This is a genomic window from Burkholderia sp. 9120, assembly GCF_000745015.1.
Taxonomy (GTDB): domain Bacteria; phylum Pseudomonadota; class Gammaproteobacteria; order Burkholderiales; family Burkholderiaceae; genus Paraburkholderia.
Genome location: NZ_JQNA01000002.1, coordinates 1,069,520 through 1,083,312 on the forward strand (window position 1 = coordinate 1,069,520; position 13,793 = coordinate 1,083,312).

A 13,793-nucleotide genomic window follows, 5' to 3' on the forward strand; every position below is an offset into this window, starting at 1 on the left:
TCCGCTCCGCGCCCCGACTCAGCCCGCACGCGCCGCCCCATGCGCCCGCTGCCCGCCATCATCTTCATGAGCCGTTGGCTGCAAGTGCCGCTCTACCTGGGCCTGATCGTGGCCCAAGGCGTCTATGTCGTGCTGTTCCTCAAGGAGGTCTGGCATCTCGTCACGGCCGCGATGACGCTCGACGAAACCAACATCATGCTGGTCGTGCTCGGCCTGATCGACGTGGTGATGATCTCGAACCTGCTGATCATGGTGATCATCGGCGGATATGAAACCTTCGTGTCGCGCCTGGGCGTAGAGGGTCATCCGGACGAACCGGAATGGCTCGACCACGTGAACGCCGGCGTGCTGAAAGTCAAATTGTCGATGGCGCTGATCAGCATCTCGTCGATCCATCTGCTGAAGACCTTCATCAGTCCCGACCAGAATTCGACGCATACCATCATGTGGCAGGTGATCATCCACGTCGCCTTCCTGGTGTCGGCGCTGGTCATGGCGGCGGTCGACCGCCTCACCACCAGCACGCACCCCAAACATTTTCAGGAGCCCGCCGAGTTGCACGCGCTGGGCTCCAACGGTTCCACTCCCCTGAAGGCGCACGACTGACTCGCACAGCCCTGCGATCAGTACAACAAGCGCCATTGTCCCCACTGAGCCTAGCCATGACCGTCATCAAACAGGAAGATCTGATTCAGAGCATTGCTGATTCGCTTCAGCACATCAGCTATTACCACCCGCTCGATTACATCCAGGCCCTGGGCCGCGCGTACGAACTCGAACAGAGCCCGGCCGCGAAAGATGCAATCGCGCAGATTCTCACCAACAGCCGCATGTGCGCCGAAGGCAAGCGCCCGATCTGCCAGGACACCGGCATCGTCACGGTGTTCGTGAAGGTCGGCATGGACGTGCGCTGGGCGAGTGAGTCCGGTTCGGCGACCATGGGCGTCACCGACATGATCAACGAAGGCGTGCGCCGCGGTTATCTGAACCCGGACAACGTGCTGCGCGCGTCGATCGTGAGCCCGCCCGAAGGCGGCCGCAAGAACACGAAAGACAACACGCCGGCCGTGATCCACTACGAGATCGTGCCGGGCAATACCGTGGACGTGCAGGTGGCGGCCAAGGGCGGCGGCTCGGAAAACAAGTCGAAGTTCGCGATGCTGAATCCGTCGGATTCGATCGTCGACTGGATCTTGAAGACCGTGCCGACCATGGGCGCGGGCTGGTGCCCGCCGGGCATGCTCGGCATCGGCATCGGCGGCACGGCCGAAAAAGCCATGGTGATGGCGAAAGAATCGCTGATGGACCCGATCGACATTCAGGACGTGATCGCCCGCGGCCCGCAGGACTGGATCGAAGAACTGCGCGTGGAACTGCACGAGAAAGTCAATGCGCTCGGCATCGGCGCGCAGGGTCTCGGCGGTCTCGCCACCGTGCTCGACGTGAAGATCATGGCCGCGCCCACGCACGCCGCGAGCAAGCCGGTCGCGATCATCCCGAACTGTGCCGCTACGCGTCACGCGCACTTCACGCTGGACGGTTCGGGCGTGGCGAAGCTCGAAGCGCCGTCGCTCGACGCATGGCCGAAGGTGCAGTGGGAACCGGACACCGAGAAGAGCCAGCGCGTCGATCTGAACACGCTGACGCCGGAACAGGTCGCCGCATGGACGCCGGGCCAGACGCTGCTGCTGTCGGGCAAGATGCTGACGGGCCGCGACGCCGCGCATAAGCGCATCGCCGACATGCTGGCGAAGGGCGAAAAGCTGCCGGTCGACTTCACGAACCGCGTGATTTACTACGTCGGCCCGGTCGATCCGGTGCGCGACGAAGCCGTCGGTCCCGCCGGCCCGACCACCGCCACGCGCATGGACAAGTTCACCGAAACGATGCTGTCGCAAACCGGCCTCATTTCGATGATCGGCAAGGCGGAACGTGGTCCTGTGGCGATCGAGTCGATCAAGAAGCATAAGGCCGCGTATCTGATGGCCGTGGGCGGCGCGGCGTACCTCGTGTCGAAGGCGATTCGCAGCGCGAAGGTGCTGGCGTTCGAAGACCTCGGCATGGAGGCGATCTACGAGTTCGACGTGCAGGATATGCCGGTGACCGTCGCCGTCGATTCGAACGGTACCTCCGTGCACCAGACCGGTCCGAAGGAATGGCAAGCCAAGATCGGCAAGATTCCGGTCGCAACAGTTTGAATTTGTATTGAGACAGGTTGAGTTCTTCAACCGATAAATCTCAAGCCGGGGTCTCGTACCCCGGCTTTTTTTCGGCTGAAATGAGAACGGTACTCATCACGCAAAATAACCTTCAAAATCAAGCATAAAACTGTATTTTTGCCTTGGCTTTTTGCGCTTCGCCGTTTATTGTTCTGGGAAATTCAAATCCCCTACAAGGACATCTCATGCAAGGCGACAAGAAGGTCATCGAATATCTCAACTCGCAGTTGAAAAACGAACTGACCGCGATCAACCAGTACTTCCTGCATGCCCGCATGTACAAGCACTGGGGCCTCGAAAAACTCGGCAAGCATGAATACGACGAGTCGATCGGCGAAATGAAGCACGCTGATTGGCTGATCGAACGTATTTTCATGCTCGACGGCTTGCCGAACCTGCAAGACCTGCACAAGCTGCTGATCGGCGAGGAAACCAAAGAAATCCTCGAATGCGATCTGAAGCTCGAACAGATTTCGCAAAGCACCTGCAAAGAAGCGATCGTGTATTGCGAATCGGTTCGCGATTTCATCTCGCGCGAAATCTTCACGAAGATTCTCGACGATACGGAAGAGCACATCGACTGGCTCGAAACGCAGATCGATCTGATCGACAAGATCGGCATTCAGAACTACCAGCAAACCGCCATGGGCCCGATCGGGTCCTGAGCGAAACAGGCTGGAACGCGCCGCGCGCGGTTTCATGAGAATGCGCTCTACCTGCAGCGTTCTTCATGACCCGCGCCGCGCGGACGATATACTTGCGCCCTTCCCTGTTTTGCTGAGTTTTCGTTGACCGCCGTGCCGCGCGCGTCCTCTCCGCCTATGCCTACAGAATTGCCGTCCACGGGTGTTCGACCTGTTACCGCCGCCGCGACTGCGTCGCGCGCGCCGGTCGGCATTTTCGATTCGGGTCTGGGCGGGCTGTCGGTGTTGCGGGCGGTGCGGGCGCAACTGCCCGACGAAGCGCTGCTGTATGTCGCCGACTCGCTGTACGCCCCTTATGGCGAACGCGACGACGACTTCATTGCCGACCGCACGCTCGCCATCGGCGAATGGCTGGTCAAGCAAGGGGCGAAGGCGCTGGTGGTCGCGTGCAATACGGCGACCGCGCAATCCATCGCGCTGGTTCGCGAAAAGCTGTCCATTCCATTGGTCGGTGTCGAACCGGGTATCAAGCCCGCCGCGCTGCAGTCGAAAACCCGCGTGGCCGGCGTGCTCGCCACGCAAGTCACGTTGCGTAGCGCGCGCTTTCAGGCGCTGCTCGATCGCTACGCTTCGGATTGCCGTTTTCTCTGCCAGCCGGGCCATGGCCTCGTGCAAGCGGTGGAACGCTGCGACGTCGACTCGGCGGAACTGCGCGCGCTACTGCGCAGCTACCTGGAACCCATGCTCGACGCGGGCGCCGACACGCTGGTGCTCGGCTGCACCCACTACCCGTTCTTTGATGCGGCGATTCGTGACCTCGTCGACGACCGGCTGATGCTGATCGATACGAGCGTCGCCATTGCACGCCAACTCGAGCGCGTACTCGACCAGCACGGTCTGCGCGCCGCAGCAGCGGGCGACACTCACGCCCCTGCTCTGCCCCGCTTTTATTCCACCGACGACGGCGCGCATCAGAAGCAGCTCGCCGCGACGCTGCTGCACCTCGACGCCCATGTCGAACGCGTACTGATCCCGTCGCGCCGCACCGCAGCACCAAACTCCCAAGCCGCATAAATCTGCTCCCGCGCGACGTCTTTTGCGTCGCCGAGGGATTTCGCGCGTACTTTTGCGGCGATTTTTCGCCTCATTGCCCGTTTTTTTCGCTCCACGGACCCCTCGCGCCGGAATCTGTCCTATAGACGAAACCCTTCTAAGAGTCTGGTTTTGTTACAAAAAATCATGCAGGACGCTTGCCAAACGCTCCAAACAAAATGATAATAATTCGCATTAACGTTAGCTATGACGCCCTGCCATGATTGTCTGTGTCTGCAAGTCTGTTTCTGACCGAAAGATCCGTGCCTCGATCGAAGATGGCATGGACTCGTTCGACGAGCTTCAGTTCGAGCTGGGCGTCGCGTCCTGCTGCGGCAAGTGCGCCGAGTCCGTGCGCGACGTCATGATGCAAAGCGGCGTGTGCGCGAGCCGTTGCGGCTTCGAGCATCATCCGCAGGCTGTTCCGTTGACGTTCTACGAGCGCAAGGCCGCCTAAGGTCACGTTTCACTGCGCGGCTCCGGCCGCGCTGCAAAGCGCCCGCTGTCCCGATTGTTTCACGCGCCTGTTTTACGCTCGTTTGCGTTCGCTTTACGTTTTATCCCACTGCCGTCAGCAAGCCAGTATCCGTACCAGCCAGCTAGCTAGCCCCGCTCACCCGTTAAAAAGGAGTTTGAGATGGAATTGCTGATTGGTTTCGTGACTACTTTGTTCATTTCGCTGCTGATCTTCCGAACATGACGATGTCTTGTCTGACGCGCTGTTTCGACAGCGCGCCGCCACGCTAACATGCAGGCCTCGCATACCGTTTCAGCCGGCGTCACGCCGGCTCCATCCGCCCGAATGAATTCACGCGCCCTAACCGCGACAGCCGTGGTTGCGGCGATTCACGTCGCATTGCTTGCCGTGGTCCTGACGTTGCGTCACGATCCGGTCCAGCCGGTACTCGAATCGCACGTCATGACGGCGCAGTTGCTGCCGCCGGCGCCGCTGGCCGCGCCGGTCGCGTTGCAATCGATCGCGCCGCCCCCGCCCAAGCCGACGCCGGTTCATAGCAAGCCCAAAGTCAAGCCGACTCTCACGCCCAAGCCGACTCTCACGCCGTTGCCGCAAGCAGCCGCGCCATCGCCGACCGCGATTGCGGCCCCGGATCCGACGCCGCCCGCGCCTGCTGCGCCGCCGATCGCCGCTCAGACGATGGAGATCGCCGCGCCGAAGAACGTCTCGCATCTCGACTGCAATATCGCCAGGCCCGATTACCCGTCGCTGTCGAAGCGGCGCGGCGAAACCGGCACCGCCTACGTGAAATTCGTGGTCGGCCTGAGCGGCAAAATCGAGAACGTCGAACTGAAGAAAAGCAGCGGCTTCAGCCGTCTCGACGACGCCGCGGTCGCGGCCGTCCATGCGAGCGCCTGCAAGCCCTATCTCGAGAACGGTCAGCCGGTTCGCGCGGCGTACACCCAGCCTTACGACTTCAATCTGAACGATTGAAGCAGATTTTAAAAACAAGGAATTGCAATGCAAAACTACGGATTGGCGCACGTGTGGGCGCAAGGGGATTTCGTGACGCGCGGTATCGCGCTCGCGCTGATGATCATGTCGGTCATGTCGTGGAGCGTAATCGTCATCAAAGCCTGGAATGTGATGCGCCTGAAGCGTCTCACGAAGAACGCCGAACAGGCGTTCTGGCACTCGGACGACCTCGCCGACGGCGTGAAGAAGCTCGGCGCGGAATCGTCGACGCCGCAGGACAACCCGTTCCTCGCGCTGGCGCTGTCGGGCCAGGAAGCGGCCGATCATCATCATCAGACGCAGCCGCATCTGCATGACCGCATGGACGTGTCGGACTGGGTCACGCGCTGCCTGAAAGACACCATGGACGAAAGCGTCGCGCGTATGCAAAGCGGTCTCGCGATTCTCGCGTCGATCGGCAGCACGGCGCCGTTCGTCGGCCTGTTCGGCACAGTGTGGGGCATCTATCACGCGCTGCTGGCGATCGGCGCGAGCGGTCAGTCGTCGATCGATCAGGTTGCCGGCCCGGTCGGCGAAGCGCTGATCATGACCGCGTTCGGTCTGTTCGTCGCGATTCCCGCCGTGCTCGGCTATAACGCATTGACGCGCGCGAACAAGTCTGTTGTCGCCAAGCTGAGCCGCTTCGCGCACGGTCTGCACGCATTCTTCGTGACGGGCGCGCGTTTGTCGTCGTCGAAACGCGGCGACGGCCTGCGTCTCGCGGCCCGCAACCACTGATCGACGAGGCACTCCGATGGCAATGAGCCCTTTCGCCAGCGACGATGACGACGGCCTGATGAACGAAATCAACATGACGCCGCTCGTCGACGTCATGCTGGTTCTCCTGATCGTCTTCATGGTGACGATTCCGGTGATTCGTCACGCGGTCAAAATCGATCTGCCGCACGCTAGCAGTCAGAAAGAAGACACGAAGCCCGCGCAAGTCACGGTCGCGATCGACGCGGACGGCAACGTGTTGTGGGACGACCAGAAGGTCGACGAAGCCACGCTGAGCACGAAGATCGCGCAAGCCGCGCAGGCGGATCCGCAGCCGGAACTGCATCTGGACGCGGACCGCAAGGTCCCGTACGAGAAAGTGGCGGAAGTGATGTCGGCGGCGCAGGCCGGCGGTCTTACGAAGATCGGTTTCGTGACGCAGCCCAAGGGCAAGTAAGCGTCTTTGAACTGCTTCGAGGGCAACCCTTCAGCTTGAAACGTGTCCGCCGAAAAATACCGGAAAGCCCTTAAAACAAGGGCAGAAAGTAAAAGGCCTTCATCGTCAGATGAAGGCCTTTTTTTGTGCGCACTCGGCGCCTTCGGGCGGCAGGACTACTTGCCATCATTCGAAGATTGATAGCTCGTCGTGTCACTGCATGCGACAGCCGTGATCGACACGGACAGCGCGGTCAGCCCTATCAGGCCGGCTATCATAGCGGCCATGAGTTTTCGCATAAGAGACTCCTTAGCGAAGGGATTTCAATATAGGCCCGCCAGCGCGTGCATTCAAGCAAACCGTCATTGAAAGTACTCATGACAGCCCGCGCTTAAATGCTAAAAGCGATGCCGCTGCCTGCGAGCACCACTACGACACCGCCGCCAGCATCGGCTGGGCCGCCGCTTTTTCCTCACGCGCAGGGCACTCGCCCGTAATGTGCTTGCCCTCGTCCGGATCGAGCATCTCGACCAGATAATCGACGAATGCCCGCACGGCCGGCACCATGCCCTGCCGCGACACGAAAACCGCGTACAACTGCGGCGTCGGGAAGGTCCAGCCCGGCATGACCGGCGACAGTTGTCCGGCACGCAATGCGGCGCCGTACATCATCTCAGGCAATGCGGCGATGCCCACGCCGGAGAGCGCCGCTTCGCGCAGCATCATCAGGTCGGCGGTGACGAGACGCGGCTCGTGTTCGTGCGCGTGACGCGTGCCGTCGGGCGAGATCAGATTGAACACGTGACGTCCGTCGCCGCTCGGCACGTCGAGTGTTTCGAAACGGCTCAGATAGGCCGGCAGCAGCGGCGGCGCATTCTGTTGCAGCAGACTCGGCGCACCCACCAGCATTTGCTGCGTGCGCCACAGCGGCCGCACCACGATGTTGGCGCTTTCCGGCGGATCGGAGCGCACGCGCAACGCGACATCGATCGAATCCTCGAACAGGTCGACCACGCGATTGGTCACGCGCATCACCACGCGCACTTCCGGATAACGATGCATGAATTCCGGCAGGATCTGCGACATGATGGTCTGCGAGATCGTGACCGGCACACTGACGCGCACCGTGCCGCGCGGCGACGAGCGCAACTGCTGCACGACGTTGACGGCCGCCTGCGCTTCCGCCAGCATCGCCTGACAGTGCTGATAGAACAGTTGCCCGGCTTCCGTGAGCGCCAGCTTGCGCGTGGAGCGCTGCAGCAGGCGCACGCCCAGCGACGCTTCCAGTTCCGTCAGGCGGCGCGACAGGCGCGACTTGGAGATCCCCAGCACGCGCTCGGCGGCGGAAAAACCGCCATGTTCGACGACCTGCGAGAAATACATCAGGTCATTCAGATTGTGTGAATCGATCTTCATCTCATCGTTCCATTAATAGAACAATCCATTGCGCAGCGGTGGCTGGCACCCCTGAAAACGGTCCCTATAATAGCTCCATGTTTCAAAAATAACGCTATTCCCCATTTTTTTGAGGTGACTTTGATGAGCACGAGCCGCACGATCGAACGCACGTTTCCCGCTGTTCGCACGACCGAGGGCGGAGGCTTTATCGTCCACCGTCCGTTTCCGACCCGCCTGCTGATGGACTTCGATCCATTCCTGCTGCTCGACGAAATGGGGCCGATCGACTACGCGCCGGGCGAGGCGAAAGGCGCGCCCGACCATCCGCACCGCGGCTTCGAGACGGTCACGTACGTGCTCGAGGGCCAGTTCGGCCACAAGGATTCGGCCGGCCATTCCGGCACGCTGCATGCCGGCGACGTGCAATGGATGACCGCGGGCGCGGGCGTCGTACACAGCGAGATGCCGGACCCGTCGTTCGTACAGACCGGCGGACGTGTGCACGGCCTGCAGTTGTGGGTGAACCTGCCGCGCCGCGACAAGATGATCGCGCCGCGCTACCAGGAAATGCCGTCGTCGAGCATTCCGGTGGGCACGTCCGCGGACGGCCAGGTGCGCGTCAAGGTGATCGCCGGCGAGGCGCTCGGCGTGAAAGCCGCAATCGAAACGCGCACGCCGATTCTCTATCAGCATTTCTCGCTGCAGCCGGGCGCGACGATCCGGCAGCCGGTGCCGGCCGAGTATCGCGTATTCGCTTATAGCCTGTCGGGTAAAGGCTTTTATGGCGAAGGCGAAGCGCGCCAGGAAATCGACGCGCAGAAAATGGTGGTGTTTCAGAACGACGGCGAATCCGTCACGTTGACGGCCGGCGCCGAACCGCTCGAAGTGCTGTTGCTGGGCGGCGTGCCGCTGAAGGAGCCGGTGGTGCGCTACGGCCCGTTCGTGATGAACACGGAAGACGAGATCCGTCAGGCCGTGGTCGACTATCAGGCCGGGCGCATGGGCGCGATCACGCACTGAGTGCATCGGCGAGGCAAAGTCGGGTTGGGGCGGGTCGCCTTGCCGCCCTTGCCGCGTTTGCTCCGTCGCTCGCAGTGCGTTTGCAGCCTCACGCTGCCTCACTCGCGCCGCCCGCCAGAACCGCTCAGCCCAGTCACGAAGCCTGTTAAATTCGTTCACAATAGCGATTCATTCCGCGCGCCGCGCCGTTTATCCATAACGGGACGCGGCGCGCGGCAATTTCCGTCCCTGTTCAGGAGCGCGCATGGCAGAGTCCACCGTCACCGCCCACATCGGCTCGACGAATTTCCAGGTCCTGTTGGACGACGGCAAGCACACCTGGCTTGCCGACGAACCCGAGTCAGCCGGCGGCGGTGATCGCGGCCCGACGCCCGTCGCGATGCTGCTGTCGAGCCTCGGCGCCTGCACGTCGATTACGCTGAAGATGTACGCCCAGCGCAAGGAATGGCCGCTCGCCGACGTGCGCGTCGAGCTCTCGCTGGCAAGCGGCGACGCGGGCACCACCATCGACCGCAAGATCGTACTGGAAGGCGATCTGTCCGACGAGCAGCGGGAACGGCTCTTGCAAATTGCCAATGCGTGCCCAGTTCACAAGATCCTCACGCATCCGATCACGATCCGTTCGGGCCTCGCCGTCGCTTAAGCGGTCAGGAGCGACTGCGGCGAATTGCGCTTCGCCGCGGCGCTGTAGACCGCACGTATTGCAACGCTTTCATAGGAAGCCGTCGTTTTGAATTTCGAACACCTTATCCAGATCAACGACCCGTTGAATCCGTTTGTCGACTCGATGACCCGCGCCCAACTGTGGGAAGGTCTCGTGCTGCGCGCCGAACAGCCGCAACTGTTCGTGATAGGTCTCGACAGTTGCACGATCCTGTCGCGCGTCGGCAATGTCATCGAACGGGAACTGCACTACGGTCAGGCGACCGTGCGTGACCGCGTCACGCTGCAGGACGACCAGAGCGTGCGCTACGACATTCTGCCGACCGCAGACCACGTCGGCGGCTCGCTGACCATGACGATCGAGCAGCCGGACGAGCTACAACTATTCCTGCGCTTCGAATACGCGACGACGCTGCCGGAGTCGACGGATCCTGACGCGCATCAGACGCAGGAGATCGTCAAGTCGGCGTATCGCGAGAACGATATCGATACCGTGCGGCTGATCCGCCAGTACGTGCAGACCAAGCAGGAACCGGGTTCGCTGCACTGAAGCACTGAAACACTGACATACGCGCGGGCGCCCTGCCCGCGCGCTGCGCATCGAGCGCAAGACCGCTGGCCGGGGGCGGTCGTTCATCTCTCTCCGTCGCTACCACCCCAGTCCGCTTTGGCTATCGAAACTTAAATCCGATGAATTTCTCTTTCTTGTAAATGGGAATAGTTATCATTTAGAATTAATCCATCGAATCGACCAACAGCTAAAACGAATGACCGATCTCAACCGCCCTTCCACACTCAGCCTGCGCCGCCCGGCGGCCGCGCTGACCAGCCGTCCGAAACCGTCGACGGCAACGGCAACCGCGGCAAAGCCTGTTGCGGATCGTGCTGATGGTTCGGCGGCAACATCGGAGCGGGCCGTACGCAGCGACACTCTGCTGCAGGGAAATAGTCACGTCAGCATCCTGCACAACGGCGAAACCTACCAGCTGCGTGCAACGCGCTTAGGCAAGCTGATTCTGACGAAGTAGCACCGAACATAGCAGTACGTACCGGGTATTGTGGGGACCACCTCCTCGAGAGGTGTTAGGCAGTAGCCAGCCACGACGGCTTGCACGTGAGAACTAGACCCCTTCGTGCAGACACCAAGCCAGCCGTCGCAGCAAGCCAGGCCGCTTTTTTTGGTTCCCACTCATTGCGGCAACACGAAACGTTCGTGCGCCGGACATGCAGAAAATGGAAAAGCCGCGGAGATGAAATTCATCCCACGGCTTTTTGTTTTGCGACAGAGGCCGACATGTTCATGCACCTCGGCGAAAGCGATCGCAGCGCATGCAGTCGACGCTATTTGGAAGCCCAGCCCCAGAACATCAGCCACCATGCGCTATCGACCACCCCCAGCGCCCCGCCGAACCACAACATGGCAAGACCGCGCTGCACGAAGCGCTCGCTATAGCGGCGCGTCACCAGCCACGCGAGCCACGCGCTCCACAGGTTGGCAATCGCCAGAATGGCGATGCGCAGATCCGACGCCCACCACAACGACACATGTTCCGCACGCAGCAGCGACAGCGTCGTAGCCGACAAACCAAGAAACACACCGGCGCCGGCAATCGGAATCAGCCCTTGCGTCAAATGATGCAGACGCACGGTGCTAAAGCGCCCCAGCATGCGCGTCGCACCCATCAGCAACACCAGCAGCGCGGTGCCGTACACCAGCGCCGTGGCGACGATGTAGCCAATCACCATCGTGCCGTCGAGCCACGAAAACACATCGTTCTGCTCGGGATAATGCGTGAACAGGAACCACGGCGCGTTGGTTTCGAGCGGCCAGGTGATGTCGTGATCGACAAGCCAGGTCGCGAAAAACATCTTCATGTCGATGAACCAGCGCGAAGCGGTCCAATGAAACGCACCGATCGCGATGCCGAGCAGACCGTACAGGATCAACGCGGTGTCCCATGCGTTCGCCTGCTTGTCGCCGAGTTGCACGACTTCTGTCGACGGCGCGCGCCACGTCAACGCAACCGCATCGCGGTGGCCGCTGCAACGGCCGCACATATGACAGTCCGCCGCACCCTTCATGTTGCGCAACGGCACGAGCGGCGCGCAATTGATCGGAATCACGCGGTGCCCATGCTCGCCGTTCTTGTACGAATGGCGCCACGCGTCTTCATCGACTTTGTAGTGAAACGGCGCGAGGCGCGCCAGAAGCGAAAAAACCCCGTTGACGGGGCACAGGTACTTGCACCAGACGCGCTTCTCGCGTCCGTACAGCAAACCGATGATCATCGCCGCGAACGTCGAGCCGCCCAACACCAGCAGCACGGCTTTCGGATACTGGTAGACGCTCACCATCTGGCCATAGATCGTAGTGATGCCGAACGCGACGAACGGCCAGCCGCCCCAACGCATCCAGCGTGGAATCGCCCAGCCGCGACCGTACTTGCTGGCGAATTCGGCGAGCGCGCCTTCCGGACACAGCACGCCGCACCAGACACGGCCGAGCATCACCATCGACAGCAAAACGAACGGCCACCAGATGCCCCAGAACACGAACTGCGCGGCGAGCGTCAGGTTGGTCCACAGATGCGCGGTGTCGTCCGGCAGCGGCATCACCGCCGGCACGAGAATCAGAAACGCATACACCGCCACCACCACCCACTGGATGCCACGGATCGCGGAACCATGACGCTGCATCCACTGCCCGGCCACGGCGAGGCGCCCCGGACGGGTCATCGCGCGACTCATGCTGCGCGCCCCGCCGCTTGCTGCGCCGGCTTGCGATTCGCACGACGCACCAGCAGGTAGACAACCGCCCAGTACACGGCATAAGCGAGCAGATTCATCAACGCCGGATGCGCGCGATAACCGGTGAGCGTCGCGACCAGCGAACCGACGGTGCTCGAATCATCGAGAATCGCCGACGAATTCCACATCTGGTCGACGAGCGTCGGCAGAAATTCCTTGTCGATCAGCTTGTCGACGCCGGTCTGAAACAACCCCGCGCCAAGGAACAGCAGCATGATTTCGGTGACGCGGAAAAACAGCCGCCACGAAAAGAACTTGCCGCCCAGTTGCAGCACATAGAAGGTCAGAAAGGCGAGACCGAGGCCGATCACGACCGCGAGCATCTGACTGCCGTCCACGTGACCCGATTGACCGAAACCCAGCCCGTACAGAAAGATCACCGTCTCGCTGCCCTCGCGCGCGATCGCCAGCGCCACCAGCAACGCGACGCCCCACCAGTTCGAATCGCGCTGGCTTTTCTGCAGCGACTGTTCCATGTCGCGCTTGAGCGAGCGGCCGTGCTGCTTCATCCACAGCACCATCTGCACGATCAGCACGCAGGCGACCAGCACCATCGCGGTCTGGAAATAATCCTGTGCGTCGCCGGACAGCACTTCGGTGAAACCGACCAGCGCGGCGCCGAGCGCCACGGCCGCGATCAAACCGGCCACCACGCCGCCCCACAGGTACGGCAAACCGCGACGCGCATCGTCGTCGCCATTTTTCAGCCACGCGTACAGGATGCCGACGACCAGCAACGCCTCGACACTTTCCCGCCACACGATGAATAGAATCTGACCCATCTAACTCTCCTCGACTGCTTTGACGAACACGCAACCGCCGACGGCGCGCGCTCGCGTTTCAAGCCACTACTTCGCGACGATCACGCCCTGCGCCTGCTGGTGGAAGTCGTCGAAAAACTTGTACTCGCCCGGCTCGAGCGGCGCGATCACCACGAACGAATCCGCGCCGGGCGCCAACACTTTCTCTTTGCGTAATTGCACGCTTTCGAATTCGGCGGCGCCTTTGCCGATGTTGTGCACTTCGATCTTGATCCGCTGCCCCGCCGGCACTTCGATGCGAGCCGGGTTCAGCTTGCCGTCGTTCATTTCCAGCTTGAAGGTCGGCAAATCGACGGCATGGGCCGCACCCGCCAGCAACGCGGTGGTGGCGAGAAGCGCGATCTTTCGGTGAATTCTCATTAGCCTTTCCGGAAAAACGCGGCGCGCCGGGTTTGATTCCCAGCGCGCCGCCTGCCGCATTCATTCACTTCCGATCACGTCGCGCCGCGCGTTCAAGAGCATTCAAGAGCATTCAAGAGCGCTCAAGCGCAGCGCGGCGTGACG

16 protein-coding genes are annotated in these 13,793 nt (G+C 61.5%); 12 read left to right on the forward strand and 4 right to left on the reverse strand.

Translation table 11 applies throughout. The features are described 5' to 3' along the window. Nucleotides 1-39: 39 nt before the first annotated feature. From FA94_RS12965 to FA94_RS13000, 8 genes are all read left to right on the forward strand, one after another. Nucleotides 40-606, forward strand: coding sequence for a TIGR00645 family protein (locus tag FA94_RS12965; RefSeq protein ID WP_035551611.1), 567 nt, complete (start codon nucleotides 40-42; stop codon nucleotides 604-606). A gap of 56 nt (nucleotides 607-662) precedes the next feature. Next, nucleotides 663-2,198 (forward strand): fumarate hydratase, encoded by a 1,536-nt coding sequence (locus FA94_RS12970; RefSeq protein ID WP_035551612.1) that lies wholly within the window; start codon nucleotides 663-665, stop codon nucleotides 2,196-2,198. Between the two features lie 206 nt (nucleotides 2,199-2,404). Further along, the gene (gene bfr / locus FA94_RS12975; RefSeq protein WP_035551614.1) at nucleotides 2,405-2,884 is read left to right on the forward strand and encodes a bacterioferritin; all 480 of its coding nucleotides are present in this window, start codon (nucleotides 2,405-2,407) and stop codon (nucleotides 2,882-2,884) included. A 156-nt stretch (nucleotides 2,885-3,040) separates the two neighbouring features. Then, a complete protein-coding gene (gene murI, locus FA94_RS12980) occupies nucleotides 3,041-3,937 on the forward strand; it encodes a glutamate racemase (RefSeq protein WP_035551616.1) in 897 nt (298 codons plus the stop codon). A gap of 238 nt (nucleotides 3,938-4,175) precedes the next feature. Next, entirely contained in the window at nucleotides 4,176-4,412 is a 237-nt protein-coding gene (locus FA94_RS12985; protein WP_035551619.1) for a (2Fe-2S)-binding protein, read from the forward strand. Nucleotides 4,413-4,703: 291 nt separating this feature from the next. After that, nucleotides 4,704-5,405: an energy transducer TonB gene (locus FA94_RS12990; RefSeq protein ID WP_035551622.1), complete on the forward strand. Its 702-nt coding sequence runs from the start codon at nucleotides 4,704-4,706 to the stop codon at nucleotides 5,403-5,405. Between the two features lie 27 nt (nucleotides 5,406-5,432). After that, nucleotides 5,433-6,164: a MotA/TolQ/ExbB proton channel family protein gene (locus tag FA94_RS12995; protein ID WP_035551624.1), complete on the forward strand. Its 732-nt coding sequence runs from the start codon at nucleotides 5,433-5,435 to the stop codon at nucleotides 6,162-6,164. A 16-nt stretch (nucleotides 6,165-6,180) separates the two neighbouring features. Beyond that, nucleotides 6,181-6,600, forward strand: a complete 420-nt coding sequence (locus tag FA94_RS13000; RefSeq protein ID WP_035551626.1) for an ExbD/TolR family protein — start codon at nucleotides 6,181-6,183, stop codon at nucleotides 6,598-6,600. Between the two features lie 408 nt (nucleotides 6,601-7,008). Here the strand turns inward: FA94_RS13000 and FA94_RS13005 are convergent, their stop codons facing one another. Beyond that, the gene (locus FA94_RS13005; protein WP_035551629.1) at nucleotides 7,009-7,995 is read right to left on the reverse strand and encodes a LysR family transcriptional regulator; all 987 of its coding nucleotides are present in this window, start codon (nucleotides 7,993-7,995) and stop codon (nucleotides 7,009-7,011) included. A gap of 123 nt (nucleotides 7,996-8,118) precedes the next feature. Here FA94_RS13005 and FA94_RS13010 point away from each other — a divergent pair, with 123 nt between their 5' ends. The 4 genes from FA94_RS13010 (at nucleotide 8,119) to hemP (ending at nucleotide 10,688) form a co-directional block, all read left to right on the forward strand. After that, entirely contained in the window at nucleotides 8,119-8,997 is an 879-nt protein-coding gene (locus FA94_RS13010; RefSeq protein ID WP_035551631.1) for a pirin family protein, read from the forward strand. A 244-nt stretch (nucleotides 8,998-9,241) separates the two neighbouring features. Beyond that, nucleotides 9,242-9,640, forward strand: coding sequence for an OsmC family protein (locus FA94_RS13015; protein ID WP_035551634.1), 399 nt, complete (start codon nucleotides 9,242-9,244; stop codon nucleotides 9,638-9,640). Nucleotides 9,641-9,727: 87 nt separating this feature from the next. After that, a complete protein-coding gene (locus FA94_RS13020) occupies nucleotides 9,728-10,210 on the forward strand; it encodes an SRPBCC family protein (RefSeq protein ID WP_035551636.1) in 483 nt (160 codons plus the stop codon). A 217-nt stretch (nucleotides 10,211-10,427) separates the two neighbouring features. Continuing rightward, a complete protein-coding gene (hemP, locus tag FA94_RS13025) occupies nucleotides 10,428-10,688 on the forward strand; it encodes a hemin uptake protein HemP (RefSeq protein WP_035551641.1) in 261 nt (86 codons plus the stop codon). Nucleotides 10,689-11,001: 313 nt separating this feature from the next. On the opposite strand, the gene FA94_RS13030 is transcribed toward hemP, so the two are convergent. From FA94_RS13030 to FA94_RS13040, 3 genes are all read right to left on the reverse strand, one after another. Continuing rightward, on the reverse strand, nucleotides 11,002-12,408 hold the full coding sequence (locus tag FA94_RS13030) for a 4Fe-4S binding protein (protein ID WP_035551643.1): 1,407 nt from the start codon (nucleotides 12,406-12,408) through the stop codon (nucleotides 11,002-11,004). Then, nucleotides 12,405-13,250, reverse strand: a complete 846-nt coding sequence (locus tag FA94_RS13035; RefSeq protein ID WP_035551646.1) for an FTR1 family iron permease — start codon at nucleotides 13,248-13,250, stop codon at nucleotides 12,405-12,407. The genes FA94_RS13030 and FA94_RS13035 overlap by 4 nt, the downstream gene beginning before the upstream one ends. A gap of 66 nt (nucleotides 13,251-13,316) precedes the next feature. Then, nucleotides 13,317-13,649, reverse strand: coding sequence for a cupredoxin domain-containing protein (locus tag FA94_RS13040; protein WP_035551649.1), 333 nt, complete (start codon nucleotides 13,647-13,649; stop codon nucleotides 13,317-13,319). Nucleotides 13,650-13,793: the final 144 nt, after the last annotated feature.

Excerpts from the sequence above, each read along its gene's own strand:
- FA94_RS12965 (WP_035551611.1), top strand. The coding sequence starts at position 40 with ATGCGCCCGCTGCCCGCCATCATCTTCATGAGCCGTTGGCTGCAAGTG.
- hemP (WP_035551641.1), top strand. The coding sequence starts at position 10,428 with ATGACCGATCTCAACCGCCCTTCCACACTCAGCCTGCGCCGCCCGGCG.
- FA94_RS13010 (WP_035551631.1), top strand. The coding sequence starts at position 8,119 with ATGAGCACGAGCCGCACGATCGAACGCACGTTTCCCGCTGTTCGCACG.
- FA94_RS12970 (WP_035551612.1), top strand. The coding sequence starts at position 663 with ATGACCGTCATCAAACAGGAAGATCTGATTCAGAGCATTGCTGATTCG.
- murI (WP_035551616.1), top strand. The coding sequence starts at position 3,041 with ATGCCTACAGAATTGCCGTCCACGGGTGTTCGACCTGTTACCGCCGCC.
- FA94_RS13005 (WP_035551629.1), bottom strand. The coding sequence starts at position 7,995 with ATGAAGATCGATTCACACAATCTGAATGACCTGATGTATTTCTCGCAG.
- FA94_RS13015 (WP_035551634.1), top strand. The coding sequence starts at position 9,242 with ATGGCAGAGTCCACCGTCACCGCCCACATCGGCTCGACGAATTTCCAG.
- FA94_RS13040 (WP_035551649.1), bottom strand. The coding sequence starts at position 13,649 with ATGAGAATTCACCGAAAGATCGCGCTTCTCGCCACCACCGCGTTGCTG.
- FA94_RS13000 (WP_035551626.1), top strand. The coding sequence starts at position 6,181 with ATGGCAATGAGCCCTTTCGCCAGCGACGATGACGACGGCCTGATGAAC.
- FA94_RS12995 (WP_035551624.1), top strand. The coding sequence starts at position 5,433 with ATGCAAAACTACGGATTGGCGCACGTGTGGGCGCAAGGGGATTTCGTG.
- FA94_RS12985 (WP_035551619.1), top strand. The coding sequence starts at position 4,176 with ATGATTGTCTGTGTCTGCAAGTCTGTTTCTGACCGAAAGATCCGTGCC.
- FA94_RS12990 (WP_035551622.1), top strand. The coding sequence starts at position 4,704 with ATGCAGGCCTCGCATACCGTTTCAGCCGGCGTCACGCCGGCTCCATCC.
- FA94_RS13030 (WP_035551643.1), bottom strand. The coding sequence starts at position 12,408 with ATGAGTCGCGCGATGACCCGTCCGGGGCGCCTCGCCGTGGCCGGGCAG.
- bfr (WP_035551614.1), top strand. The coding sequence starts at position 2,405 with ATGCAAGGCGACAAGAAGGTCATCGAATATCTCAACTCGCAGTTGAAA.
- FA94_RS13035 (WP_035551646.1), bottom strand. The coding sequence starts at position 13,250 with ATGGGTCAGATTCTATTCATCGTGTGGCGGGAAAGTGTCGAGGCGTTG.